Annotated in this window: 20 protein-coding genes; 11 read left to right on the top strand and 9 right to left on the bottom strand. The window is 42.8% G+C overall.

Features of this window, described 5'->3' with window-relative positions:
- The 4 genes from hemH to DN752_RS09560 all read left to right on the top strand — a co-directional run bounded on the left by hemH (position 1) and on the right by DN752_RS09560 (position 3,528).
- The gene (gene hemH / locus DN752_RS09575; RefSeq protein WP_112783731.1) at positions 1-1,032 is read left to right on the top strand and encodes a ferrochelatase; all 1,032 of its coding nucleotides are present in this window, start codon (positions 1-3) and stop codon (positions 1,030-1,032) included.
- Between the two features lie 171 nt (positions 1,033-1,203).
- Positions 1,204-2,382 (top strand): CynX/NimT family MFS transporter, encoded by a 1,179-nt coding sequence (locus tag DN752_RS09570; protein WP_112783730.1) that lies wholly within the window; start codon positions 1,204-1,206, stop codon positions 2,380-2,382.
- Between the two features lie 26 nt (positions 2,383-2,408).
- Positions 2,409-3,011: a DUF2179 domain-containing protein gene (locus DN752_RS09565; protein ID WP_112783729.1), complete on the top strand. Its 603-nt coding sequence runs from the start codon at positions 2,409-2,411 to the stop codon at positions 3,009-3,011.
- A gap of 7 nt (positions 3,012-3,018) precedes the next feature.
- Entirely contained in the window at positions 3,019-3,528 is a 510-nt protein-coding gene (locus tag DN752_RS09560; RefSeq protein WP_112783728.1) for a hypothetical protein, read from the top strand.
- 214 nt (positions 3,529-3,742) lie between these two features.
- Here the strand turns inward: DN752_RS09560 and DN752_RS09555 are convergent, their stop codons facing one another.
- Entirely contained in the window at positions 3,743-4,681 is a 939-nt protein-coding gene (locus tag DN752_RS09555; RefSeq protein WP_112783727.1) for a 1-aminocyclopropane-1-carboxylate deaminase/D-cysteine desulfhydrase, read from the bottom strand.
- A 45-nt stretch (positions 4,682-4,726) separates the two neighbouring features.
- Between DN752_RS09555 and DN752_RS09550 the strand changes: the two genes are divergently transcribed.
- The 3 genes from DN752_RS09550 (at position 4,727) to pheS (ending at position 13,531) form a co-directional block, all read left to right on the top strand.
- Positions 4,727-5,794, top strand: coding sequence for an RluA family pseudouridine synthase (locus tag DN752_RS09550; RefSeq protein WP_112783726.1), 1,068 nt, complete (start codon positions 4,727-4,729; stop codon positions 5,792-5,794).
- Positions 5,795-7,867: 2,073 nt separating this feature from the next.
- Entirely contained in the window at positions 7,868-12,193 is a 4,326-nt protein-coding gene (locus DN752_RS09545) for a hypothetical protein (RefSeq protein ID WP_112783725.1), read from the top strand.
- Between the two features lie 309 nt (positions 12,194-12,502).
- Positions 12,503-13,531 (top strand): phenylalanine--tRNA ligase subunit alpha, encoded by a 1,029-nt coding sequence (pheS, locus tag DN752_RS09540; protein ID WP_112783724.1) that lies wholly within the window; start codon positions 12,503-12,505, stop codon positions 13,529-13,531.
- A 138-nt stretch (positions 13,532-13,669) separates the two neighbouring features.
- Here the strand turns inward: pheS and DN752_RS09535 are convergent, their stop codons facing one another.
- The 6 genes from DN752_RS09535 to DN752_RS09510 form a co-directional block, all read right to left on the bottom strand.
- Positions 13,670-15,076 (bottom strand): peptidylprolyl isomerase, encoded by a 1,407-nt coding sequence (locus tag DN752_RS09535; RefSeq protein WP_112783723.1) that lies wholly within the window; start codon positions 15,074-15,076, stop codon positions 13,670-13,672.
- Positions 15,069-15,950, bottom strand: a complete 882-nt coding sequence (locus DN752_RS09530; RefSeq protein WP_245949497.1) for a peptidyl-prolyl cis-trans isomerase — start codon at positions 15,948-15,950, stop codon at positions 15,069-15,071. The genes DN752_RS09535 and DN752_RS09530 overlap by 8 nt, the downstream gene beginning before the upstream one ends.
- Positions 15,937-17,952, bottom strand: coding sequence for a peptidylprolyl isomerase (locus tag DN752_RS09525; RefSeq protein ID WP_112786488.1), 2,016 nt, complete (start codon positions 17,950-17,952; stop codon positions 15,937-15,939). The genes DN752_RS09530 and DN752_RS09525 overlap by 14 nt, the downstream gene beginning before the upstream one ends.
- 92 nt (positions 17,953-18,044) lie before the next feature.
- On the bottom strand, positions 18,045-18,473 hold the full coding sequence (locus DN752_RS09520) for an ATP-binding protein (protein ID WP_112783721.1): 429 nt from the start codon (positions 18,471-18,473) through the stop codon (positions 18,045-18,047).
- Entirely contained in the window at positions 18,463-18,807 is a 345-nt protein-coding gene (locus tag DN752_RS09515; protein ID WP_112783720.1) for an STAS domain-containing protein, read from the bottom strand. The genes DN752_RS09520 and DN752_RS09515 overlap by 11 nt, the downstream gene beginning before the upstream one ends.
- 33 nt (positions 18,808-18,840) lie before the next feature.
- Positions 18,841-20,898, bottom strand: coding sequence for a GAF domain-containing SpoIIE family protein phosphatase (locus tag DN752_RS09510; protein ID WP_112783719.1), 2,058 nt, complete (start codon positions 20,896-20,898; stop codon positions 18,841-18,843).
- A gap of 83 nt (positions 20,899-20,981) precedes the next feature.
- Here DN752_RS09510 and DN752_RS09505 point away from each other — a divergent pair, with 83 nt between their 5' ends.
- Positions 20,982-21,698 (top strand): DUF4197 domain-containing protein, encoded by a 717-nt coding sequence (locus DN752_RS09505; protein ID WP_112786487.1) that lies wholly within the window; start codon positions 20,982-20,984, stop codon positions 21,696-21,698.
- Positions 21,699-21,712: 14 nt separating this feature from the next.
- Here DN752_RS09505 and DN752_RS09500 read toward each other — a convergent pair whose 3' ends face one another.
- Together DN752_RS09500 and hemW are read right to left on the bottom strand one after the other, a co-directional pair.
- A complete protein-coding gene (locus DN752_RS09500; RefSeq protein WP_112783718.1) occupies positions 21,713-22,027 on the bottom strand; it encodes a DUF721 domain-containing protein in 315 nt (104 codons plus the stop codon).
- 60 nt (positions 22,028-22,087) lie between these two features.
- Positions 22,088-23,212, bottom strand: a complete 1,125-nt coding sequence (hemW, locus tag DN752_RS09495) for a radical SAM family heme chaperone HemW (RefSeq protein ID WP_112786486.1) — start codon at positions 23,210-23,212, stop codon at positions 22,088-22,090.
- Positions 23,213-23,262: 50 nt separating this feature from the next.
- On the opposite strand from hemW, the gene DN752_RS09490 reads away from it, so the two are divergent.
- From DN752_RS09490 to DN752_RS09480, 3 genes are read left to right on the top strand one after another with little or no spacing between them, the layout of a single operon-like run.
- Complete coding sequence (locus tag DN752_RS09490; protein WP_245949496.1) at positions 23,263-24,993, top strand: POTRA domain-containing protein; 1,731 nt, start codon at positions 23,263-23,265, stop codon at positions 24,991-24,993.
- Positions 24,994-24,997: 4 nt separating this feature from the next.
- Positions 24,998-26,110: a DUF4271 domain-containing protein gene (locus DN752_RS09485; protein ID WP_112783716.1), complete on the top strand. Its 1,113-nt coding sequence runs from the start codon at positions 24,998-25,000 to the stop codon at positions 26,108-26,110.
- Positions 26,111-26,153: 43 nt separating this feature from the next.
- On the top strand, positions 26,154-26,927 hold the full coding sequence (locus DN752_RS09480) for a uroporphyrinogen-III synthase (protein WP_112786485.1): 774 nt from the start codon (positions 26,154-26,156) through the stop codon (positions 26,925-26,927).
- The last annotated feature ends 73 nt before the right edge of the window (positions 26,928-27,000 follow it).

Raw genomic sequence — 27,000 nt, 5'->3', positions numbered from 1 at the left:
ATGCGTAAAGAGGCACAAACAGGAGTATTACTGGTTAACTTAGGAACGCCCGACAGCACGGCAGTACCAGATGTAAGAAAGTACCTAAGGGAATTTTTAATGGATAAACGGGTGATTGATATTCCTTTTTTGTCTCGTTGGCTGTTGGTAAACGGTATCATTGCACCATTTAGGGCGCCGAAATCAGCAGCTGAATATCGGAAGCTCTGGACAGATCGTGGTTCTCCATTGCTGTTTCACACTGAAGACCTGAAAGAGAAACTCATACAACGACTGGATACTGAAAAATATCATGTCGAAATAGCGATGCGTTATCAGTCTCCGAGCATCCAACGGGGACTAAGAGCGCTCCAAAAAGCGCGTGTCAAAAAAATAATCGTCCTCCCCTTGTTTCCACAATATGCTTCCGCTACGAACGGGTCAGTAATCGATAAAGTCATGGAAATCGTGAAGGAATGGCAGGTCATTCCTGCGATCAGCTATGTGCCAAGGTTTGTCGATCATCCACTTTATTTGCAAGCCTGGGAGGATATTTCTGCTGCATATATTGAGAAGCAAGAATATGATGCATATTTGTTTTCCTACCATGGGATTCCCGAACGGCAAATCCACAAAGCGTCCTGTGAAGGGTATTGCCAGCTGAGCGATAAGTGCTGCGCCCGTCAGACCCCTTCCAATCAATACTGCTATCGCGCACAGTGTTTTTACAATACACGGTTATTGGTCGATAAACTGGGATTGCCAGCAGAGAAGGTCCATACAGCTTTTCAGTCTCGGCTTGGCAAAGATCCCTGGATACAGCCTTATACCGAAGATACCATCCGGCAGTTGGCGCGCAAAGGGGCCAAAAAAGTACTGGCCTTTTCCCCTGCCTTTGTGGCAGACTGTCTCGAGACTACGGTCGAAGTGGGAGAGGAATATAAGGAGGTTTTTGAAGAAGAGGGTGGCCAGCAATGGGATTTGGTTCCTTGCTTGAATTCCCACGACACCTGGGTGGATTGTGTGAAAGCGTTGGTGTTAGAGCAAGAGTGATGCTAGTAACCTGTTCCCATCGTATGGAATGACCTCAATTGGTTGGCGATGATGGTTTTATGATGATGTCATGAGCCAGTAACTCCAAACAGAAATTTTTTGGCAAAAGCAGAATTTTTTTGTCGTTCGGATGGTTGTTGGTACTTCTTTATTGCTGAAATTTGTAGGCTTATGAAAATGACAACGCCATCCAAAGGATTATCTGAAGGGCTACTTATTACGGGGATCATATTGGTGTCTTTTTGCTTGAGGCCTTCGATTACATCGGTAGGGCCGTTGATACCTATGATTCGCGAAGACCTTGACCTTTCCAATGCTTGGGCAGGATTCTTGACCACCTTGCCTTTGTTGTCATTTGCTACCTTTTCGCTTTTTTCATCCAGCATAGGAGCGAGACTAGGTAATGTACGTGCCATTTTGTTAGGCCTGGTTTTGATTGCTTTTGGCATCTTTGTTCGTGTACAAGGCGGTGCTTTTTTACTATTTTTTGGTACTGCGGTGTCAGGGATTGGTATCGTGATCTGTAATGTTCTCCTCATCCCATTGATTAAAGTAAAACTTCCCCATAAAATCGGCATCATGACGAGCTCTTATACCACAGGAATGTCCGGGTTTGCGGCGGTAGGGACTGGTTTGAGTGTGCCATTGGCAGTGGGGATGTCGCTTGGGTGGCGAGGAGCTTTATTGGCTTGGGTGGCATTGGTAGTGCTGGCGATCGTAGTGTGGCTACCACAAGTGAAGCCCAGCAAAGTAAAAGGCCCTGATGAGGGGCTGACAGGAGGTAAAAATGTGTGGAAATCCAAGCTCGCTTGGCAGATTAGTATCTTTATGGGGATCCAATCCACCATGTTCTATACGCTGATCGCTTGGTTGCCGGATTTACTGATTCATAGAGGATTTACCGCTGGACAAGCGGGTCTAATGATGAGCCTGATGCAGGTAGTAGGACTGATCGGGTCCTTTACTGCGCCTTTGGTAGCTGTCAAGTATACCACGCAGCGAAGGATAGCGTTTGGGATAGGGATGATCTATTTAGTAGGTTTTCTTGGACTGTTTTTTGATCATAATTGGGTGATTTATATAGCGCTGACATTGATAGGCTTTTGCCTTGGGGCAAGTATCAGTTTGGCCTATACTTTGATCGGTCTGAGGACAGAAGGGGCTACTACAGCAAGGCTATCAGGTATGGCGCAGTCAGCAGGCTATTATTTGGCCGCTTTGGGACCATTGTTGATTGGTGCCTTATTCGATTTGTTTCACAATTATAACCTTCTGATCATTTTGATGGTTATTTGTGCGCTTTCCTTTGCGTGGTTAGGGACGAAGGTGGGCAGGAATGTAAAAGTTTAATCCAAAAAAATTAAAGCAGCTGAATTATGCAGGAGTTCTTTAGTGGAATGGGAATGGATGACGATATGTTTACCTATGTCATCATGCCCCTGTTGATTTTCATGGCCCGGGTAGGAGATGTGTCCATAAACACCTTACGGATCATGTTTGTCCTCAACGGTAAGAAAAATGTGGCTCCCATTTTGGGTTTTTTTGAAGCCTTGATTTGGTTGCTGGCCATCGGGCAGATTTTTCAGAATATCGATAACCCCATGTCATATTTGGCCTATGCCGGTGGGTTTGGAGCGGGGACATATATCGGTATGGTTTTCGAGGAGAAATTGGCGCTGGGCAGGGTGCTGGTCAGGGTGATTACCAAAGAGCCGATGCCCGAACTGATTGAATACATGAAGGAGCGGGATTTTCGGTTTACCAACGTCGGTGCTGAAGGAAGGTATGGAAAAGTGAACTTGTTGTTTACCGTCATGAAAAGAGAGAGCCTAAAAAGTTTTGTGACCAAGATCAAATCGCTTAATGACAAAGCATTTTATACCATTGAGAGTGTCAAAAGGATCAGCGAAGATGACCTTAATGTGATGGAGGATAGACCACGGTTTACGACAAGGGTTTTCAATAGGGTGCGCAAATAGACGAGGGATGGACATCAGAAGTGAATTAAAAAGAGAGCATTCCAAGGAGGTGTCGAGTAAGATTGTTGCTTATATCGGTGATGACCCTCTTCGGTTTCAGGAGCTGATGAAAATATTAGTGGCTGGCCCATATAGGATTACCCAGCGAGCATCTTGGCCGATGGCCTTGGCTGTGGAGAAATACCCTGCCTTGCTCTTGCCTTATTATAAAACAGTAATCTCCCTATTGGGAAAGCCTGAAATCCTTCCGGGGATAAAGCGGAATATTCTTCGGGTTTTGCAATACCAGGAAATACCTGAGGAATTTGAAGGAGGGGTCTTGGATAGGACGTTCCAGTTATTGGAAGACACCCGTGAGCCCATTGCCATTAGGGTTTTTTCGATGCAAGTAGTGTATAACCTTTCGGAAAGATATCCAGCAATAAAACCAGAGCTAAAGGGCATTATCGAAGCATCTCTGCCGTATGCAAGCGCAGGTTTTAAGAGCCGTGCCCATAAAATTTTGCCTAAACTCTGAGCTATATCTTGGGATTGGCGAAAATGGGGCATTAAACCCGGAATATGCATTAGCCTATCTGTTGCGACCTTAAACTGCTTCAAAATCAGCCGTTTCACTTTAGTTTTCGGCATAACCGTAGCGGTGCTAGGCTAATGCCTCCAAACTAATTGATTTTCTTGCAATTTCAGCTCTCACTACGATTCCTAATGCATAATCCGGGTTAAAACTCGGCTTATTCCACGTCCAATGTTTCTCCAAAGCGTTGGTTGAAACCAGTGATCCCTTGAAGCCCACCTGAATGGATCAGGAGAATTTTACTACCGTTTGGGAAATAACCGGATTTGATCTGATCGATCACTCCAAAGGCCAGCTTTCCTGTGTAAATAGGATCCAGCGGAATGTCCGTTTTTTCCTTGAAGTCCTTGATGAATTGGATCAATGCCGGTTGATGTTTGGCGTAGCCGCCAAAATGGTAATTGGTAAAAATATGATGCCGAGCGGGAAACGGGATTTGGTGTTTTCCTAAGAGCTGTTGTAGCTCCTTACGGATAAAATCCCCCTTTAATGAGCTATAGCCCAAGATATTTTGATGAGGCATGGCGGATTGGATGATCCCCGCTATCGTCCCGCCTGTCCCAATGCTACAGCATACATAATCCATCGTTTTATCTCCAGCAGTCAATATTTCACGGGTTCCTTGAATGGCCAGTTGGTTTGTGCCGCCTTCTGGAATGAGGTAAAAATCCCCAAACTTTTTGTGTAATTCATCGATGACTGCTTTTTCGTTTTTTTTGCGATAGGTGGGCCGGTCCATAAAAGATAGCTTCATACCATAGGAGTGTGCCTTTGCCAAGGTGGGGTTCAGCTCTTGGGGCTGCTCTCCTCGAATGACGCCAATGGTCTTAAAGCCTGCTAGATGTCCTGCTGCTGCCGTAGCAAAAATATGATTGGAATAAGCCCCCCCCAAAGTGAGTAAGGTGCTGTGTCCGGCTTTTTTGGCGGCGTCAAGGTTGTATTTAAGTTTATAGTATTTATTCCCGCCTGCTAAAGGATGAATGAGGTCCAGTCTTTTTACAAAAAGACGTACGGGGTGATCATTGATTTCGGGCAAATGGACTTCTTGGGAAGGGGGAGAAACAGGTGTCGACACAACAATAAGAATTGAATTCATTCAAAATTATCAAAAAATTTGTCAAGAGACCGTTATTTTTGCAGAATGAATGATGAAATGGATGACGAGTTGTTTGATGTCGGTGGTGCTATTGGCGACGGACAAGAAGATGGTGCACTGCTATATGAGCATCTAAGGATAGAGATCGATAAAGGGCAGGCAGCTATCCGGTTGGATAGGTTCTTGACCGATAAGGTAGCGAATATCACTAGGAATAAAGTGCAGCAGGCCATCGGTGATGGAAGTGTCAAGATCAATGATAAAAATACCAAGTCCAATTACAAGATCAAGCCAGGGGATGTGATCACAGTGGTGTTGGAAAAAGAAGCCCGGGAAACAGAGGTGCTTCCTGAGAAAATCGATTTGGATATAGTATATGAAGACGATGTGCTTTTGGTGGTGAACAAGCCGGCGGGAATGGTCGTCCACCCTGCATATGGCAATTGGACAGGTACTTTGGTGAATGGTTTGGTGTACCACTTTAACCAATTGCCCGAAATGCCGGGAAATAGCGGTAGGCCAGGATTGGTTCACCGGATAGATAAAGATACGAGTGGTCTGTTGGTGATCGCTAAGTCGGAGATGGTCATGACTGGGTTGGCAAGGCAGTTTTTTGATCATTCCATAGAGCGTACTTACTTTGCCCTCGTATGGGGTGAGCCCAAAGAGGATGCGGGGATCATCAATGCGCATGTCGGGCGAAGTGCTCGAGATAGGAAGGTCATGGATGTGTTTCCGGATGGTGATCAGGGAAAAAATGCCATTACCCATTGGAAGGTGCTCAAGCGGCTCCGCTATGTATCTTTGGTCCAATGTAATCTGGAAACAGGAAGGACACATCAAATTCGCGCACACATGAAGTTTTTAGGGCATCCTTTGTTTAATGATGCCGTTTATGGAGGGGATAAAATCCGGAAGGGAACGCAGTTTTCGAAGTACAAGGCTTTTGTCAGTAATTGTTTTAAGGCACTTCCTCGTCAGGCTTTGCATGCCAAATCATTGGGTTTTGTCCATCCTGTAAGCAAAGAATTTATGCAGTTTGACTCCAGCCTTCCAGAAGATATGCAAGGTGTTTTGGACAAATGGGAAAATTACGTCAATTTTGATCTGTAAAAATGAAATTTAAAAAAATGTTAAAAAATAAACTTTATACTTACCTATACGTTAACTTTACTACATGAACATTGAAGGGATTTCAAAAGGAAACCCAAAATTCATTATCGAGTTTTCAATAAATCGCTTAGATTGATAGGTTTGATAGGTAATATTTTCAAATAGTAAACGTTACCATTAAAAAAAATGTAAAAATATGTTAAACCTTTTGCGAAATTTTTGAGATCAATAATCTCGATGTATCTTTGTAGAGTAATCAATGACCAGAACAGGAATTTGGTCATGTCATTGTAAGGCAGATAAACTGCACCCGGGAAGTGAAAACACACTATAAGGTTCGAATCCTTTTCTTACAACAGGTTATTTTGGGTTTATTGTTAATTGACTAAAGCTATGAGATTCTATTTCATAGCTTTTTTTATGCCTATTAAGTGATGTTTTGGATCAGGTAATATTTCTGGGGGACGATAATTTTTTTATCAGAACAATGATACGCCACCAAGGCACAAAGCAACTATAAATCCCTTTCAGTACAGGTTTCAGCTTGCACTTGCTGCCTTTGGGACTATGTGCCCTTTTTATTTATTCTTGGTTTTACCATTAACAAACTGGCAGTCCCCAACTTTTACGCTTGGTCCTTGATTATTGGAATAGAGCGCTATTGGTGTGCAATGGGTTTTAGCGTGAATTTATAAGCACTAGGAAAGTAATTGCTGCTAAAACAATGACCTTATTTTTATTGTTCACCATGGGCGTTGCCCATGGCTAAGGGTGTTACGCCCTTTCAGGGCTTTTTTATGCTATTTGGCTATTCCACTTCAAGAAAAAATCAGTGCAAATCATAATCATCTGCGTCATCAGCGTTCCATTAAAACGAACCACTATCCTTCAACTTTTCCGCTTGATCCGCTATTGGTGTGCAATGGGTTTTAGCGTGAATTTATAAGCACTAGGAAAGTAATTACTGCTAAAACAACGACCTTATTATTGATGTTTACCATGAGCGATGCCCATGGCTAAGGATGTTACGCCCTTTCATAGCTTTTTTATGCTACTTGGCTATTCCAATTCAAGAAAAAAATCAGTGCAAATCATAATCATCTGCGTCATCAGCGTTCCATGAGTCTCCAGCTTTTCCGCTTGATCCGCAAATAGTCGGATCAATATCATTTTCTTTTGCTAGGTGTTTATTTTGTAGGGGGTGTGGAGTTGATTGCGATTTGATATTATATTTCGAAAAATTATAATTAAGTGATTTTATATTTCTTGAATTTTAGATATGTACCTTGTATGAATTGCTTGTTAAGGATTTATTAAAATTTATACTGTTTTTATATATTGTGTTGCTTATTTGTGCGGTTTTTTAGGTGAAAATTAAAAATAGTGTAAAATTCAATCGTTTTCTTTGTGTAAATTTTAAAATTTGATCCTGTTTATTACCTTTGGAGCACCATTTAGCAAAAAGAGGCTAATTATACTGTAGGATGTTGAAACTGGCAGACAAGCCCTCCTGTCTCGGGGGTGGAGATTATGGGATAAAGCACACATAGAGCTCTTGTGTTGCCTAACTTCTCCGTGGAGGTTCGAATCCTTCTCCTACAGCTTTGTGTTAAATTATTTGGAGAGAATGTTTTTATGGCAAAGGAGAATGGGAAACCATTATGCATAAGAACGTTCTCTTTTTATTTTTTCGGTAAATGTGACATCTTTGTCCCATGCAAGAGGAGCTTTTTTGTAAATGGATGTCAATTTTATGGAAAACAGCTTTGGGACTTAGGAGGTGTAAAAAACAGTAGAGAACTAGGTTAAAAAGGGTTTTTTCTCGGAGGGAGAATTTAGTTTGTAGTTTTCTAAATAGTGTGATTTTTTACGTCTGATATTATTCGGGGCATGAAATTTGAAATAAATTGTTTAACAAAGTGAACATTGGGGTGTTAAACTCTTTTGTCTACATTAGAGGTATTGCTCTCCCGTTGCTTTTCAAACTCTATTTTTCAGGGTATATGCAACTTTATTTTGTTCAACTTTATTTTATACAGAATAAAGTTTATTTTGCTTTATATGGTTTAATCTATGGGGAAAAAGAACCGAAATAAAAAAAAACTGAAACGATCCCAGCGAAGGCTGATCCGGTTTTTTGCCATTAGTATTTTGTTTTTAGTACTGCTACAGGTGGGGCTCTATTTTGGGTCTGATCTATTTTTACGGAGTTATGTACAGAATAAAGTAAATGAGGCATCCGCTGGAAAGTATGAGGTAGGATTTGATCGTTTTCACCTTTCTATCTTCCAGCGTGGATTCTATTTTGAAGGCTTTGTTCTTAGTCCGAACAGGGCTATAGAGGACTCCTTGTCTCATGAGCAACCACTATATAAAATCAAAGTTCCGGAGATAGCAGTAAAAGGAATAGGGTACGATTTTTCGGAAAAAGTACTTGAAGTAGGGAGCCTGAGATTTGCCAATCCCATGATCCAGACCCGTCAAAAACTGGATAGCCTGGGGTCCTCATCAAAATTGGAACAATTACAGCATGAGATAAAAAATTCACTGGAGGGAGTTCCTTTAGAAGAAATTGTCATCAAGAACCTGTACTTGGACCATGCCGACCTGCTGATCGAGAATTTTGTCAGCCAAAAATCCATAAAAGCAGAGAATACCAATTTTTACCTTAAAGACGTTCGCTTACTTAATCCACGTCCCAGTCCTACTCCTTTTAATGCAGAAGGGTTTGGGTTGACCTTGGAAAATTTCGAGATGCTCTTGGCAGACAGTGTCCATACGTTGTACGCCAAACAGATAGAGGTTTCTTCATTGGACAATCATATCACGGCCAAGCAAGTGGCCCTTAAGCCTGATCTTGATAAGCCAAGGGAAATTTATTACAACATGGAACTGGCTGATCTTAAGCTCACTGATGCAGATATCAATCAGGTGTTTTATACCACTGATGTCAATGTCGGCAACCTTAACTTAAACAATCCCTCTTTTTTGGTGTATTCAGAACTGTCTCCGGATGTGGCCGACCAATCTTTATTGGATTATAGTTTATATCCGCTTATTCAGGATATTTTAGCTTCCATCAGCATAGATCATTTAGAGATAGAGGAGGGGCAGTTTTTGCAGCGCGGGGTAAATGATGAGTACAAGAACAGGATAGAAGCCGAGAGAATAGACTTTGAAATGGACAGGGTGTATATCGGTCCAGATGTGGAGCGGTCTCAGAATCAGTTTTTCTATGCTGATGATGCTGCCTTGACCCTGTCCAAGGTGAAAGTAGTCTTGGCCGATGGAGTACACTGGATTACGGGTGATCAAGTGTTTTTGTCTTCTAAAGAAGATGAACTGAAAGTTTCAGGTGCCAAAGTGGAGCCTTTCAGGGAAGTCAATGAACAAATACCGCTTTTTGAAATAGAAATCCCCGAGTTTAACCTTGAAAATGCCAATCTTAAGAAGGTGTACAATCATAATGTGCTGGACGTGAAGGATATGGTGTTTCGCAATCCTACTGTTAAGTTCAGTAATATTCGTAAAAAACAAGGAGAGTTAAAGGGGCAGACGATTCAGGAATTGACCAAGAATTTTTTGCGGGCCATCTATATCGACCGCCTAGAGCTGATCGAAGGGGATATGACCTTAAATAACAACCTGAAAATCAACAAAGACAGCGTTTCTTTCGAAAAGGCCAGTATGGTCTTGGAGAATTTTGCGGTAGATGAAGGGATCGAGCAGGATTCTTCCCGGATGTTCTTGGCGGAGGACCTACAGCTAGAACTGGACAATTATGCCATGAAGCTGACTGATGATCTTCACGTTTTCAAGGCAAAAAAAATCTTTGTCGATACGAAAGAAAAGCTGCTGAAGATTGATGGATTTAGTTTTGAACCCTTACAGCCAGATATGGTGATGGAGAATTTGCAGCGTCTAAATAAAAGAATGGTGCTAGAGGTGCATGTCCCGGAGTTTTACCTGAAAGAGGTGGATATTGCCAAGGCCTATTTTGATGGGGTGCTGGAAATTGGGATGGTGGAAGTTCCTTCGCCCGATATACGCTTGAGCCGTTTTGTTGCCCCGATGGAGAAGAAGGAGAAAGTACAAATCAATGACCTTTATGAGTTGGCCACTAGCTATTTTTCTTACATCAATATCGACTCTCTAAATGTCATAGATGGCTCCATTGCCTATGAAAACTTTGTAAGGGACAAGATCAAGACGTTTGCCGAAGATGATGTTTCCATTAGGATAAAGAATTTTGAATTGGACGAAAATGTCACTCCGCGAAATGCAGAAACCTTCTTTGCAGAGGAGCTGGACATAAGTCTGAACAATTACGTGTTTAATGTCGCAGATGGAAGGTACAGCTTGCATGCGGATAAAATAAGCTATAATTCCTCCAGGGACGAGTTGGTGACTTCCAACGTCCGTCTTCGTCCAAGGCGGGATCTGGGCGTGAAGGTGACCATAGGTGCAGATATCTCCAACCTGAGCTTCTCAGGGGTGGATGTAGACCGTTTTTTCTTCGAAAATACCCTTGCCATGTCCAAAGTCAGCCTTTCTAATGCAGAGGTGAATTTGTTTATAGATCAAAATGGGGAGCGGAAGGGCGATAAGGAAAAAAGCACCAAGCGAAAGCGGCACTTTCCAAAACGGCTTGATGTGATCCAAATCGATACTGTAGAGGCCAATAATGCACGTTTTAGTGCTTTCTACAGCGATAGAGGTCACGAAAGAAACCTGATCAGTACAGGTGTCAACCTGTCTTTTTATGGTTTTTTGTTAGATTCTGCCAAGCTAAATGAGGGCGATATCGTTGGCTTTTTTGATAATATGGCCATGGATATTGATGACTTTAACCTGGCGCTTAATGATAGCGTTCATACGCTTAGTTTTAGCAAGGTGGAGCTGGATACCAAGAGTGATTTGATTCAATTCGAAAACCTCAAGATCATCCCCAAAAACTATCAGGGAAACCCTGGTGATCCGGTGATTGCAGCGAATGTGCCATTGGTAAAGTTAAAGACCCGTTCTTTGACAAGCTTTCAGGAGACAGGTGAAATAGACTTCGAGAAAGTAGAGCTTATACAACCTCAAATTAACCTTTATCTGGACAAAAAAGAGGTGGGGAAAGTAAGTGGCAAAGAGGGGGGCAAAGCGGTGCAGGATGTGGTCAAAAACCTGGAAGTAAGGGATTTTAACTTGGTCGGAGGGCAGTTGAAGCTGCTAGAGAAGGATTCAGTGGCCAATATGCGCTCATTTAATGGGTTGAATATCGCTTTGAATGATCTCAGTTTTGACCTGTCCAATGCGGAAGCGTTTGATAAGGATGTTTTCCTAAGCAAAGATTTCTTTGTCGAGCTTCCCGACTACGAGATCAAGCTGCCAGATAGCTTGAATATTCTTCATATTGGCTTGGTAGCCATTTCGAAAGATCAAATGCGACTTAAGAACGTTACCTTGGAACCACGGTTTGGTCGGTATGAATATGTACGTAAAGTGGGCTATCAGACCGATGTGGTCAAGGCCAGTTTTCCTGAAATTAGGTTTGATGCCATAGATTTAAACACACTGATAGAGAAAAGGGCGATAAAAGCCGATAAGATGTTTGTTCAGGCTCCTAATATCCATGTTTTTAGGGATAAGCGCATGCCTTTTAATGATAGTCTCCGTAGGCCCATGCCCCAAGAACTGATGAAAAAAGCAGGGGTAAACGTCGAATTGGATACGTTGGAAGTGGAGAAAGCAGTAATTACCTATGAGGAGTTTCCGGAAAAAGGGATGATCCCGGGCAGCATTACCTTTGATTCTCTATATGCAAAAATGCACCCATTCCACTTGAGTAAAACATTGGAAGATACATTTTCCATTGATAGTACTACCTTGACGGCTGCAGGACGGATCAACGGCATGGCTTCAGTTCAAGTAGATGCCAGGTTTTATTATCAAGCGCCCTATCCAATGGAGATGGCCGTCCGCACAGGAAGCTTTGATTTAAAAACCGTTAATTCTATCATGACGAGAAATGCTTTTCTAAAGATCAGAGAGGGAGTGGCAAAGCCTTCCTATTGGCACTTTACTGCCGACAATGACGTGGCGAGGGGGCAGATGGAGTTCTTTTATAATGGATTGAAGGTGCAGTTGCTGAATGACAGGACTTTGGAAAAAGCTAAGGGAAGAAAGGCCATGTTGAATTTTGTGCTGAATGCCTTTGCTGTTCGTGGCAATAACCCACGTCGAATTTTCGGGACAGAAAAAATTGCCCCCATATATTTCGAAAGAGATAAACGGAAGTTCATTTTTAATTATTGGTGGAAAGCCTCTCTTTCAGGGTTTAAGGGGTCCTTGGGGCTCGGTGAGGCTGGACCGGCCAAGAAGGAAGAGGAAGAAGAAGGCATTGATCAATAGTGGAAGGTTTGGTGGGTTAATCCGCATTATGCACGATATAGCTGCCCAGGGCCTTGCTATGGAAAGCCTTTCGGATAAGCTATAACGGCATTGATTCCGGGTTATAGTAATTGTCGCCAATGTTTAGCCTGTACCCTATCAATTCCCAATAGGCAAGAAACAGTCGGTTTTTGATCCCCTGCAAGACAGGGTATCCTTTTCATACCCTCCATTATCTAAATTTTATGGAGGAATGAAAACCAATCATGCGATTATGTGGTCATTAAATGATAATATTTTAGATTTGCATGTCTAAAAAAGAAAATCTCTATGCATCAGGATAAAATTGAAGCATTAAAAATAGAAATAGCTGAGGCAGATGCCAATAATCCAGAAGAACTGGAAGCTTATAGAATGCGTTATATCAGCAAGAAAAGTGTGGTAGGGGCGCTTTTTGCTGAGATGAAGCATGTACCAAATGACCAAAAAAAGGCCTTTGGCCAAATGGTCAATAGTGTCAAACAAGCTGCCGAAGAAAAATTTAAGGGCCTTATCGATAAAGTGAACGAAGGCTCCGGTCAGTCAACATCTACGGACATTGACCTTACACTACCTGCTACCAATCAGCCAGTGGGAGGGATTCACCCGCTGACAGCTACGCGCCAACGGATCATAGAGATTTTTGAGCGAATTGGATTTAATTTATCAGAAGGGCCAGAGATTGAAGATGATTGGCACAATTTTACTGCCTTGAATTTTCCTGAAAACCATCCCGCTAGAGAGATGCAGGATACTTTTTTTATCGAAAAGAATCCGGATATCGCGTTGAGGACACACACTTCATCGGTACAGGTAAGAGTGATGGAAAATCAAAAGCCACCCATTAGGACACTTTCTCCTGGCCGGGTTTTTAGAAATGAGGCGATCTCCGCAAGGGCACATTGTATATTTCACCAAGTAGAAGGACTTTATGTGGACGAGAATGTGGGGTTTGCAGACTTGAAGCAGACACTTTACCATTTTGCGAAGGAAATGTTCGGCAAGGAGACCAAAGTGCGTTTTCGTCCGTCTTACTTCCCTTTTACCGAGCCAAGTGCTGAGATTGATATTTCCTGCTTGCTGTGTGGAGGCGAAGGATGTAACGTCTGTAAAGGTTCGGGATGGGTAGAAATCGGCGGATCTGGCATGGTTGATCCCAATGTATTGGAGAATTGCGGGATAGATGCTGAAAAATATACCGGTTTTGCTTTTGGTATGGGGATAGAGCGGATAGCCATGCTAAAATACCAAATCAAGGACCTGAGGCTATTTACTGAAAATGATATTCGGTTCTTGAGACAATTTAAACCGCTTTTGTAGAGGTGGAATACTCCTAGTCATGCAGGGAAATGATGCCTTGAACTAACTGGGATAAAACGATAACGAAGTAAAGGTTGCTTGCCAACAGCAAGCAACCCTGTCTCTGTGTATAGAGCGAACTTCTTAGTGGACTTATATTCAGTCATCCTCCTCTTTTAAGGCATTGCAGCGATCATATGAAGGGTCTATGTCGATGTAGACTTCTTCCTTGGCTACCTTGAACCAGTCTTCTAGGGCTTCTGATTCTTTTTGTTTTTTGGTAGCCGCTTTCAGCTTTTCGTAATCATCTTCCAGATTGGCGCGGTGCGCAGGATATTCATTTTTGAAATAGAGTAACCTTACGGCTTTTTCAGGTTCGCCAGTTCGTTGGTTCTGTTCCTCGTAGCGCAAGGCATGGCTGACAGTCCCTACTTTCATGGTGTCAATCGTGAAGTAAAGAATGGGGTCTTCCAGCGTCCTTGCCGAAAGCCTGTTGGCACCAGTAGTGGGGTCTGAGAAAAAACCGCCATTGTCGGAGGTATTTCTGTCGTCCGAATAGTCCTTGGCCGCCTTGGCAAAACTCATGCTGTCCAGTTCTATAAGGTTTCTAAGACTGTCCAGTTCTCTTTCAGCTGCGACAAGGTCTTCTTCGGTAGGCATTGGTTTGATAAGGATGTGGCGGGTGTTATAAGAGTCTGTTCTCCTTTCCAGTAATTGGATCAGGTGAATGCCAAACTGGGATTCTACAGGGTCACCTATTTCACCTTCCCTTAGGCTAAGGGCCATGGCTTCATATTCTGGCGCCAGCTCTCCTTTTCCGAAAAAGCCCAAATCTCCTCCTTGGTTTTTGGAGCCAGGATCCTCGGAGTATTTGACGGCCATGGACGCAAAGTCGGATTCTCCGTCCAGGATTTGTTGTTTGATATCGTTCAATTGTTTGACGACCCTGTTTTTTTCCTTTCGGCTGGCTTCGGGCTTTTTGACGATTTGCCCCACGGATACTTCTGCAGAGAAGAAAGGAAGGGAATCATTTGGGATTTTATTGTAAAACTCCCTGACCTCGGCGGGAGAAACAGACATGCTTTGAACGATGTTATTTCGCATCTTGGCAACTGTTTTTTGCTCTTTTACCATATCATGGATTTCTGATTTTAGCTGTTCGGCTGTTTTTCCGTAAGCTTCCACCAATGTTTCCTCATCTCCTCCAAATTGCTGCAAGACCATATTGAAACGTTGGTTTACATCCATGATTACCTCCGCATCTGTGACGATCACTGAGTCAATTTCTGCCTTGGCCAACATCAGTTTGTTGACCAAAAGGGATTCGAACACTTCACATTTGGATGGTGCCTCAAACCCTTGCTGGGATTGGGATACAGCTTCCAAATAAGACTTTTGGAGGTCTGATTCCAAGATGATATAATTGTCCACTTTGGCGATGATTTTATCCAGTATCTGCCCCGAGGTAGGGGTGTCGTTACTGGTGCTGTCTGTGTCTTGAGCTTGGACGGTTAATGTGCTCAAAAAGCATAAAATTATGGCCAGCGTTTTAGTAAGGTTATTCATATATTTTAAATTCATTATTTCCCTGTGCTCTTGAATAAACTTCATTTTGAAGGCTTTCTGCTAGGTTGACTTTTCTTTTATTGATAATGATCTTTGAGATTTCGTCTTTGACAAATTCCACAGGGGGAACTTGGTCTTGGAGTTTATACTCAAGTATTTTGTAATAGTAATTAAACTGATCATCTTCTGCCTTGATCAGCGGATTGTCACGGGTAAGGAGCTGGACTTTGTTCTGATTATCTGCCAAGGGAGTGTTGGAGATAAGTTCATCAAATTTTACCCAGGTAGAATCTTCCAGAAAATAGTTGGCTGCAGACTTGATGGCAAGTTCACGTAATTCATGTTTTGCTGATTCGTTACTTTGGTTGAGAAGTTGGTCAGCGTCCTTGTTTTGGGAGAGATTTTTGTTCATTTTTATGAAATTCGCCCTTACGATAATCTCCTTAAGGGTAAAGTTTTCCTTGTTTCCTTCATAGTACGACTTGATTTCCTCGTTGGAAACGTTTTTGTCAAGGTGTTTTTCGATATAAGATTTTTCGTATTCATATACGATTAGTGCGTATTTGTAATCCAGCAGTTTTTTGTCCAGTTCAGCTTTACTGACAGCGACTTTTTGGCTGGCTTCTTTGATCATGAGCTGTTTTTTTACCCAGGACTGAACATACCGTTTGGCCAGATTGGTACTGTCACTTGGGTTGTTGGTCTCTTTGGTGACGAAGTCCAAGTCGGATTTACGCAAGAACATATCATCCACTGAAGCCACGGCAGGGCTTTTGGCCGTAGATTCTTCCTCGGTTTTTACCTTGAAAAAATCACAGGCTGTGACCAATGCCAAGATGATGGGCACCATGGGCAGAAGCTTAATTTTGTTCAACAACGATATTTTGAATTCTGGCTTTTTCATCCTCATTGACCTGGATGATATAGTTTTGTTTTAATAAACCGATTAAATTTTGATCTAAATATTCTTGGTAATCCTTGATGGCTTTGCCTCTTGTTTCATTAAACGCTTTGGGGCCGGGAGGATATTGTTTCCCCAAGAGGACAATATAGCTTTTATTGTTTACAGTGACCTCTTGAAGCTTCGCTTGATGTCCAATCTCCCTTAGCACTGCGTGTTTGCTGATTTCAAATGTACCCTCTTCTATTTTATAGGATAAAGTGGAAATGTCCTCCAATTGCTCTTGAAGCTCGGCCTTTAGTCCTTGTTGGTAATTTTTGTTACGAAGGAAATCGTTGGTTGGTTTTTTAGCGACTGGATCCAGAACGGTGACCAGAAGAGCTTCCGTCCGGCTGTCCCATGTATAGCGGTCACGATGGTTTTCAAAATATTCCATCAATCCAGCCGTATCCTTTAGGGCTTTTTGCCACACCTGTTCGTTCATCAGGTTAAATAAAAGAATGCCTTCCTTATATTCATTGACCAAAAGCCTGTAATCGTCATTATGAGTCATTAGGTCAGCTTCTTCTGTTTGGTTGAGCGTGGATTCGGTAAATTTTTCCATCCAGGCATCAAAGGGCTTCTTCTTGTCTGTCTTCACGACGGCATTGTCCTTTTCTACAAATTCCACAAATTCTGCCACTTTTCTTTCTGCACTTCCTATGGAAAACAGCGTACTGTCCATAAGGTGCTGTGCAGCGTATACCTTGCGGATATCATTCAAGTTTGGTGAATGCTCATAGGCCAGCTGTTGGGCTTGGTGGATTATTGGGGTATTCTCGCTGAATTGATAGCGGGCTTTCTGGATAGCTGTAACTTGACTTCTGATCAGTTCTGACCTGCTGTCGCGAAGGATTTTGGAGCGTAAGCTTTCTTCCATTTCCTCGTAAGAGGCGAGCGGTTTTTTGTCTTCCAGCCGAATGATATGATAGCCATAGGATGTCTTCACAGGGGATGATATTTCACCAAGTTCAGAAAGGGAAAAGGCCGCTTCTTCAAATTCCTTCATAAGAGAACCCACTCCAAACCACGGGAGGGTACCACCGTTTTCTCTGGAACTGGCGTCTTCCGAATACGTGGTGCAAACACTTTTCCAAGAGGTATCGTCGTTTTGCAAGGCAGAATAGATGTCGGTTATTTTGCGTCTTGCACGATCTTCCGTAAGCGGGTCAGTAGGGTCCGTTCTCACTAATATATGGCTTACCTTCACTTGCCCCGGGTTGGGTTTTCGGTCAATTAATTTAATGATGTGGTAACCAAAATCTGTCAGTACTGGGTTGGAGATTTCGCCAGGTTGTAATTGGTATACGGCGTCTTCAAATGGATAGACCATTTGGAGGGAGGTAAAATAGCCCAGGTCTCCTTGGTTCTTTTGTACGGATGGATCTTGGGAGTATTCTAAGGCGAGCTTGGAGAAATCTTCACCTGTTTCAGCTTTTTCTTTGATCTTCGTGGCCATTTTGAAAACTGCAATGGAATCTGCCTTGACAGCTCTTGGGGGAAACCGCAACAGAACATGTTGTGCATGGACCATATCTTTCATTCGGGCATAGGCTTTTTGGGTTTCACCTTCTTGAAGGGAAGTTTCCAATACATAAGGCTTTTTCAAGTCCTCTTTGAAAGCGTTAAATTCTCGCTGGAATTCTTCTGATTGATCCATGCCAAGGGCTTCCGCTTCTTTTACTTTGAGCTTATAGTTGATGAAGAGCTCAAAATTATCCTCAAAATCCTTTTCGCTAAGTTTTTCACTTGCTTGGTCAAAGTCCCTGTTTTTGGAGAGCATATGCAAAAACTCCTCAGCAGGGACATTTTCATTGCCTACTGTGAGGAGGTACTGCGGTTCATCGGATAAGGAAGTGTTTTGCGAAACCTTGGAATTTGGCGAACAAGCCACCAAGAATCCCAATACACAAAGCCACTGGTATGTAGTTTTCATCTTATTTACCATGCCAAAAACAATTGTGCAATGTTACAAATTTTAATGTAGAATGTGTGGATTTGTGGGTGATAAGTGGCAAGAATTAACAATTATTTGGAATTCAATTGCTTGGTCAGGCGTACCAAATACCGAGATTGCTGGGTTTCTATTTCAATGGTGTCCATAATGCGTTTGACCAGTAAGATACCGACACCCCCGCCGGCTTTACTTTTTTGCCGGCCTTTGATGACTTCTTTTAGGTCTGGGGTCTTATAGTCCAAAATATCAAAAGGCTCTCCACTGTCCGTAATTTCAAAAATAATCCTGTCCTCCTGCTTTAGGACTTTCACATGGAGGTGGCTGGCTGGGTTACAGCCATGGGTGTGGATAATGCGGTTAGCGCATACTTCTTCCACGGCCAAAACCAACTCGTTTTTTAGAATATCGGTGAGTTTGGCAGAAGAAAGCTCTTGGTCCAAAAAGTCCCTTAGGTCCGAGAGCTTGGTTTTTTCACAATATAGTCTCAGCTCATGCTTCATGAATGGTCTGTAAGGCCTCGTCCTTGTTTGCTTTTATGGTGATCAATTGGTCCAGTCCGAGAATGTGAAAGACATTGGCTACCTTTTCGGACAATCCGTATATCAAAAACTGAATGTTGTTTTCTTCAAATTCTTCCAAATAAGACATAAAGACGCCCAGCCCAGCAGAGGAGATGTATTCCAGTTCACTCCCATCCACCAAGATAGTCGGGTGGTTTTGTGTCACGACTTCTTTGATCGCTTCATCCAGCTCTACAGAATTGCTGGCATCCACCTGCCCTTTAAGGGAGAGGAGGATATGGTTATCGTCTTGCTTCTTATTGATTGTCAACATAACTGATTATACGCTAAGTTTTTGCTAATGTTGTTACAGGAATTTTAATACCATTAGGGAGTAGTCATCATCGGGAAGTGCTGCTTCTCCGACAAATTCATACACCGAAGAGATGATGCGGTTTTTGAGGGTTTCGGGTGATTCTTCCTTGTAGGTATCGAGGGCTTCTTTTAGTCTATCATAACCATATTCTTCTCCGTTTTGGTTCTTGCTTTCCACGATTCCATCGGTGTACATTACCAAAATGTCGCCAGAATGGTAATGAATGGTCTTTTCATGCAGGTAGCTTGGGTATTTATCGTTTCGGAGTATTCCTAGGCCTAGGCCTTCGAGCGTGATATAATCTGTCTGGTCTTTTGCATTATCATAATATAATGTGGGACAGTGTCCAGCACGGCAAAAGGTGATGGAGGATTTGGAGGTGTCTATCAAATAGTACGTGGTGGTGATAAACAGGTTTTTGGCTAGACAGCTGCTAAGGGCATTATTGGCCTTGGCCAGAAACTCCTTTGGGGGCAGGTCCAGCTGGACAAGACTATGGAAAACCCCTTTCATCTGAGACATGTTAAAAGCCGCAGAGAGCCCCTTCCCCGAAACATCTCCAATGATAAGGGCAAAGCGGTTTTCGTCAAACTGGTAGGTCTCATAATAGTCTCCCCCCACTTCATCAGCTGCTTCAGAAAAACCAAAGATATCAAAATGTTCGTTGTGGTGAAGATCGGAAGGCAATAAGCTTCGCTGTACCCGTTGAGCGATTTTTAGTTCCTCCTTGTACCGTTCGTTCTTGATGGCTTCGTTGAGGAGACGATGGTTTTCTACGGAAATGCTTGCTTGGCCCACGAAGGTGGTGACGATGTTAAGCATTTCTTTGTTAAAGCCGTTTTTTACTTCTTTCAGCAGAAAAATATAGCCCAACAAGTGCTTGTTTACCCATATGGGAACAATCAACGCGGACTTATAGAGGTCATGCTCTACAGGACTGTTGATGTGGTCGATTGTAGTAGGGCTGCGTTGATTTAGAAAAGTACTGAAGGTTTTGTATTTGTTCATCAGTTCTTTGACTTCCTTGCGGTCCTTATTGGTGATGAACCGTTGATGGAGGATTTGAAGTTGGTTTTCTTCATCGACGATTTCCAGCCAAGAGGCATCTGCATAAGCTGCACTCATGCAGCTGTCCACCAAAATATCCAAGACCTGTGTTTCACTTTGTCCAGGTTGGATGGATTGGCTTAGTTTTTGGAAGTTGATGGCTTCGGTGAGTTTTTGTTCAAAAACCGAAGAGGTGGGCAGGTTGAACAGCGTGACCAAAAAACTGAAAAGTGAATAAATGAACACAAAACCAAAAAGGCCTATCAGGAATAAATTATCCATGAGGTTGATCTCAGCATTGTGGCTTTGATAGCTCATGGACTGCATGAACAGAAATGAGGTGGTGATCAGGATGATTGCAAAGAACAATATGGATTTCCACTTGTCCTTAAAGGTAAGGTAGGGGATCCATTTGAGGTTTACAGAAATGATCACGCCAAAGATGATCAGGAATACCAGACCAAAAAGGAAGGTGAAATCAAATGTGTTTTGATTAAAATATACATAAAACATGCTAACAAAAAGCATGACTTCATATATTTGCCATTGCTGGACGGTATTTTTGTTCTTTTGGTATAAAATGAGTTTTTTCCATAGCAAAGCGCATGAAATAAGGAATAAAGACGTGAGTCCGAAATTGACATGGTAAAAGAAATTGGCCAATAAAGGATCGGTGCTCAGCCGTGTATCATCCAGTACAATATAGAAAATACGGATCAGAAAAGCTGCTCCAATGACCATCAGGCCGGTAGAAGCTGCCCGCCAGATCAGTTGGATGAAGTTATTCTGTTCATTGCGGTCAATGGACCGCGTGTAAAATAGATACACCAAGATGAAAAAGATGATTTCGAGTGTCCAAGTGATCTCATGGGCAATGCCCAGATTCATCCTGTTTACCGTGCCAAAGAGTCGCAGGAGGTCTACAAAAAGCAGTCCCAACCAAGTGAGCACGGTCACTAGGAGTAAGATTTTTCCGATATTTATGTTGGGAAACTTGAGCATGTACAAAAACCATTACAATTATACGTAATGTCAACCAAATAACCTGAATCAATTAAAGTGGATATTTTTAATCAACGATGAAGATGCAAAGAAATGTATTGGCCTGGATGTTGGCCATAGTGACCATGATGATGAGCTGTACTGCAGCAGAAGTGAACAAGTTCATACAAGGGGCAACAGAAGCGAGCCTCTCTGAAGGAGAGGTGAGCAATGGGCTGAAGGAAGCCTTGGAAAAAGGAATAGACACGGGTGTGGGAATAGCCAGTAAGCAGGATGGCTACTTGGGCAATGACCTGATACGGATAGGCCTGCCCGAGGATGTGCGAAAAGTGGAAAACACCCTTCGAAAGATTGGTCTGGGAGGAGAAGTGGACAAGGTGATCACTACTATTAACCGGGGAGCGGAAGACGCGGCCAAAGAGGCCAAGCCTATTTTTATAAGTGCCATTAAGCAAATGACCATTCAGGATGCTTGGACCATCCTCAAAGGAGAAGATGATGCCGCTACCCAGTACCTACAGCGTACCACGACTGATCAGCTGGTGGAGCTGTTCAGGCCACATGTCCAAAAGTCCCTTGATAATGTTGGTGCTACCAGGTATTATGGTGATTTAGTGAGTTCTTACAATAATTTCCCAACGACCAGTAAAAAGCTGGATCCGGACCTGAACAATTATGTCACCCAAAGGGCAATTGAAGGATTGTTCAAGCTTATTGCCGAGGAAGAGGAGGCGATCCGGGAAAATCCAATGGAACGAACAAGCAGCCTGCTAAAAAGGGTATTTGCTGCGCAGGATTAAACTTGCTCAAGGAACTAAAGGAAGGAGATGTCCTCTATGGCCCCTTTTCCGAATTTATCTTCAATAATGGCAAGTACCCGGCTCTTGTTCATCATCAGTTCCTTTTTGATCGGTCCGGAGGACAGTTTTACAAAGAGCTTCTTGTCCTTGGCATAGATGCTGGAGGTGCGACTGGCTATGGAGTTTCCCATCATCTCTCCCCAAGCGCTGACGATTTTCCTTTCGTTGAAGCGATCCTTGAGCTTGTAGGCCTGGAGTAATTCTTCAAAAGCTTCCTTGAGCGGTGTGATTTCCTTTTTGCGGGGATTATAGTCTGGGTACTTTTTCATCGTTGTCAAAGGTAGCGTTACTTTGGCACAGTACCAATTAAAGAGGCGGTTTAACCCGCCTTACACGAAGAGCTTTTCGGCGATATGATCAGCTAAAAGTTTACCTTGTCTAGTCAGGACAAGATGGTTGTTTTCTATATGGATAAGGTGGTCTTTGGTTAAGGCTTGGATGAAAGGCGATTTGTCCTGGAGGAGATCAAGACCAAAGCGTTTTTTTACCATTGTCAGGTCGACTCCCCAGATCGTTCGTAGAGCTGTCAGCAGGTATTCATTCAGCATGTCATCCTGACTAAGTATGTCCTTTTCGTAGGGGATTTGTCCGTTTTGGAGCGCTTTGATGTACTTGGCGTTGTGGGCGAGGTTATGCTGTCTGGACCGACCATCAAAGGAATGTGCACTCGGCCCGATACCGAGGTAGGGAATGCCCTTCCAGTAATTGGAATTATGTATGGCAAAAGCAGCTGGCTGGCCAAAATTGGAAATTTCATATTGGATATAGCCGGCATCTTCCAGCCTTTTTTGCATTAGTTCAAATTGGTCCGCATTAAAATCTTCAGATGCCGGATTGAACTTCCCTTTTTCTGCCCAGTTACCCAGTGCTGTACCGGATTCGATCGTCAGGCAGTAGCTGCTGATATGGCCAGGTTCGAGAAGGATGGCCTGTTTTAAATCCCGTTCCCATAGTTGGTGGTCAGCAGCAGGAAACCCGTACATCAGGTCAATGGACAGCTTGTCAAACCCTGTTTGTCTGGCCTTTTTGATGCAGTCCAATGATTCTGCTGCCGAATGGGTCCTGTTGTAAAATTTCAAAACTTCGTCACTAAAGCTTTGGATACCGATACTCAGCCGATCAAAACCCAGGGCAAGTAAATCGTTCAGTTTGGTTTTGTGGAGGTCATCGGGATTGGTCTCGATGGTCAATTCCTCCAGATCCAAATGGTAGTGAGCGGCGATGGTTTCCAGAATCATTTCTAACTCAGCTGTAGAAAGCAACGAAGGGGTCCCTCCACCAAAATAGATGGTTTTAATCGAGGTTTCTTTGCCCAAGTAATTTTGCTGAAGTATCAGTTCTTTACAGAGCATCTTCACCATGTTGGTTTTCAGCCCAGTATTGGTACTGAAATGAAAATCGCAGTAATGACATGCTTGCTTACAAAAGGGGATATGAATATAAATTCCTGCCAAATTGATTACTTTTATCAGCACAAAGTTAAGCAAAACAACGAGAAGCACTTTTGAAACGTCCAATCATTACATCACTGATTTTATTGATGTGGTCCTGGGTCTCCGTACAAGCCCAACAGGGCTATGAGCTACAGTATGAAATTACCGGGGAACACCACCGAAAAGGGACGAAAGAGGGACTGGATACCTTAGGTGTTCAGCATTTTTTGCAAGGAGAGCTTAAAGAACTATGGAGTGAAGGTTACCTGATGGCGGAGGTAGTGGACTTGACCTATCATGACAGTGTGGCAAAGGCGACGATAACGACCAGGGATAAATTCAGGTGGATGGAGTTACGTCGGGGCAATTTATCCGAAAGCCTTGTGAGGAGGGCTGGGGGGGATCCAAGGGATTTTCGTGGACAGCCAGTCTCCTATAAGAAAGTGGCACGACTTTTTGAAAAATTACTGGGTATACAAGAAAATCAAGGATACCCCTTTGCGGCAGTGCGCCTAGATAGCATTACACAAGAAGGAAATGGTTTTCAAGCTAATATATGGCTGGAAAAAGGCCCTTTTATCCAATTTGACAGTCTAAAGATCAGTGGAAATGCCCGCGTCAAAAAAGTGATCTTGGGAAGGAAACTTGGAATAGTGCCTGGGGAACCATTCTCCCAAAAGGCGGTGGAGTCGGCTTTCCAGTTGCTTAAAGAAATGCCTTACTATGAAGTGATGGAGCCGCCTAGGGTGAGTTTTCAGAACAGTGAGGCGACTGTTTATCTCAGCCTCCAAAACCGCAAAGTAAATGCTCTTGATGGTATCATCGGTCTGCTACCCAACGAAGCCGAAGCCAATAAGCTAATGGTGACGGGCCAGTTTGATCTGGCCATTTATAATCCAGTAGGTAGAGGGAGGCAATATGGGCTACACTGGCAGCGATTAACACAATATAGCCAAAACCTGGAAGTGTCTGCAGTGGAGCCGCAGCTTTTTGGAACGGGGATAGATGTGAATGCTTCTTTTTTCCTGCTCAAAGAGGATACGACCTTCGTCAATAGGGATTTTCGGCTGGGGTTTGGTTACCAAGTGAGACCACGATTGTATTTGGATGTGTTCAGCAAATGGAAGGCGGGGGACTTATTGTCTGTCCCGGAGGTCAATGCTGCTGAAGAACTTCCCGCAGAGTTGGATTTTCGATACCACAGTTATGGTCTTCGTCTCCATTACCAGCAACTGGACGACGGATACCAGCCCAAAAATGGCTGGAGGCTCATAATGGAGGGTGGAGTGGGCAATAAAAAAATCCTACAAAATACGGGGATTCCGGAAGGAGTTTATGAGGAGGTTGACACGGAGGCCATTCAGACATTCGGTACTATGTCTTTAGAAGAATATTGGCGGGTGAGTAACAGACTGGTCGGTTTTTTGAGGCTGCGGGGAGGACTTCTTTTGGGAGACAATATCCTGAAAAATGATATGTACCGATTGGGGGGGCTCAGGACGCTCAGAGGTTTTAATGAGAATTTCTTCTTCGCAAACCGATATGTTTATGCTAATTTTGAACCCAGGTTTTATTTTGAAGAAAATTCTTATTTTCTGCTCTTTACAGATGTAGGGGCCTTGGAGCAGTCAGGCTGGGCTTTGCCTGATCAGCTTGACAAAATCATATCCTTCGGAGCAGGGCTAAACCTCCGTACAGGAAATGGGGAATTCCGGTTTTTGTACGGGATGGGCAGGTCAAATGAGCAGGAAATTGGTGTAAATTACGCAAAGATTCACTTTGGATATATTGGCAGATTTTAGGTTTATGAGAAAGGAAATCAGGGGGCTGATTGCCGCCGTTTGTTTATTTTTTCTATTTGGGACACTACAGGCGCAGGTCTTGGAGAACTACAATCCAAGGATAGTGATTTCGGAAAAGTACGACCTTCTCCCTTCTCCTGTCATGGCGGCGGTGGATTTGGATTTGGAAACCTACCCATTGGCTTCATTTCAGCTGGTTTTTCCTGCTGAAACAGCGGTTTTTTTGGACAATACCTTATGGTTTTATGCATCGGCAGATACCAGTTTTGTACTACCGCTAAAGCGCCTAAAAGAAATAAGTCCTGTCGATAGCCAGTCTGGAACATTGCCTTTGAGAGCATACAAGGAGGGTATTGACAAGTCCCAGCTTTCGGTGAAAAAGGGTGTTTTCAGAAAAGGAAAATCAGTGGATAGTAGTATTGATACTCCAAGTGAGCAATTACGGAAAAAGGATCCAGTAAAGGATTTTCTGATAGTTGCATTAGTGGTTGTCCTTTCGCTTATAGCGCTATTTAAAGTGACATATCCTGTTATTTTCCAGTCAGCATTGAGGCCTGTAACCATGTTTGCAGAGGAACTTTCAGAGGGGGGAAGTGGTATAAAGACCTTTTCATCGGACGTGATATTTTATTTGTTGGTGTTCAGTATGCTTATGTCGCTTTTTACTTTTTCCTGCTTGCATTTTGCAGGGATTAGTTTGTTAGATGATTATTTGGTAGGAGGGCTCAACTCCCTATTGTTGGTGTGGCTTTCTGGCACGGCATTCTTTATGGTGTTGTCTTTTATGAAATACCTGTGGATCAAGTTCTTTGCGGTGGTATATCAATTGGACAAAGTAGACTTCAGCCAATTTTTTTATTTGGTACGGATACTGATGATGGTATTGTTGGTTATGTTCATTGTGCTGATGGGATTTTATCTGCAAGGTTATACGAAAATGGACGAAATGGTGGAATTTGCCCTGGGTTTATTTCTCTTGGTCTATTTGGCAGGGATTTTTAGGCTTTTTTACTTGATGTTAAAAAAAGTGCCTTTTAAAAGTTACCATTTATTTTCTTACCTTTGCAGTTCCGAATTGGTTCCCTTTTTAGTGATCGTTAAGTTGATCGTTGGCTAATGCGGGAAAATACGAGAGAAAACAAAAGAAGAAAAAAGAGCATATGACTAAATCTACTAAGGACAGATTTCAGCCGGTAAAGAGTATTTTGGTTTCTCAGCCTCGACCTTCCGATGCGAAGTCCCCTTATTTTCAGTTGGCCGAGAAATACAATTTAAGAATAGATTTCAGGCCTTTCATTCAGGTAGAGCCTGTTTCGATCCGGGAGTTTAGAAAGCAAAAGATCGATATTCTCAAGCACACGGCGATTATTTTTACTAGCCGCAATGCGATTGATCATTTCTTTAAAATTTGCCAAGAGCTCAAAATCGAAATGCCTGCAGACATGAAATACTTCTGTATTTCTGAGCAGACAGCGCACTATCTTCAGAAGTACATTGTGATCAGGAAGCGTAAGCTCTTCGTAGGGGTAAGGACCGCAGCGGATCTATTTGATTACTTCAAGAAACATAAAGGTGAAAAATACCTGTTTCCATGTTCAGATATCCGCAAAAATGACATTCCAGATTATCTGGCAAAGAACAATATCGAATTTACCGAAGCAGTAATTTACCACACGGTGGCTGCTGATCTTTCTGACCTGAAGGATATCAAGTATGATATTTTGGCTTTTTATAGTCCTTCAGGGATCACATCATTGATTCACAATTTTGCTGATTTTGATCAAGGGGCTACCCGGATAGCTGCTTTTGGTCCTACCACTTCTAAAAGTGTGAGGGATCAAAATCTCATTTTGGACATCGAGGCTCCTATGCCCAATGCGCCAAGTATGACCGGTGCGCTTGAATTGTACATAAAAAAAGTGAATAACCTCTGAAAAAATCCCAACATTTATAAGGTAAATTCGATTATAATTGTGTAGACTAGTCATATTGAATGAATATACTTTT

The sequence above is a fragment of the Echinicola strongylocentroti genome (assembly GCF_003260975.1).
Classification (GTDB): Bacteria; Bacteroidota; Bacteroidia; order Cytophagales; family Cyclobacteriaceae; genus Echinicola; species Echinicola strongylocentroti.
This window is presented reverse-complemented; position numbering and strand designations above follow the sequence as displayed.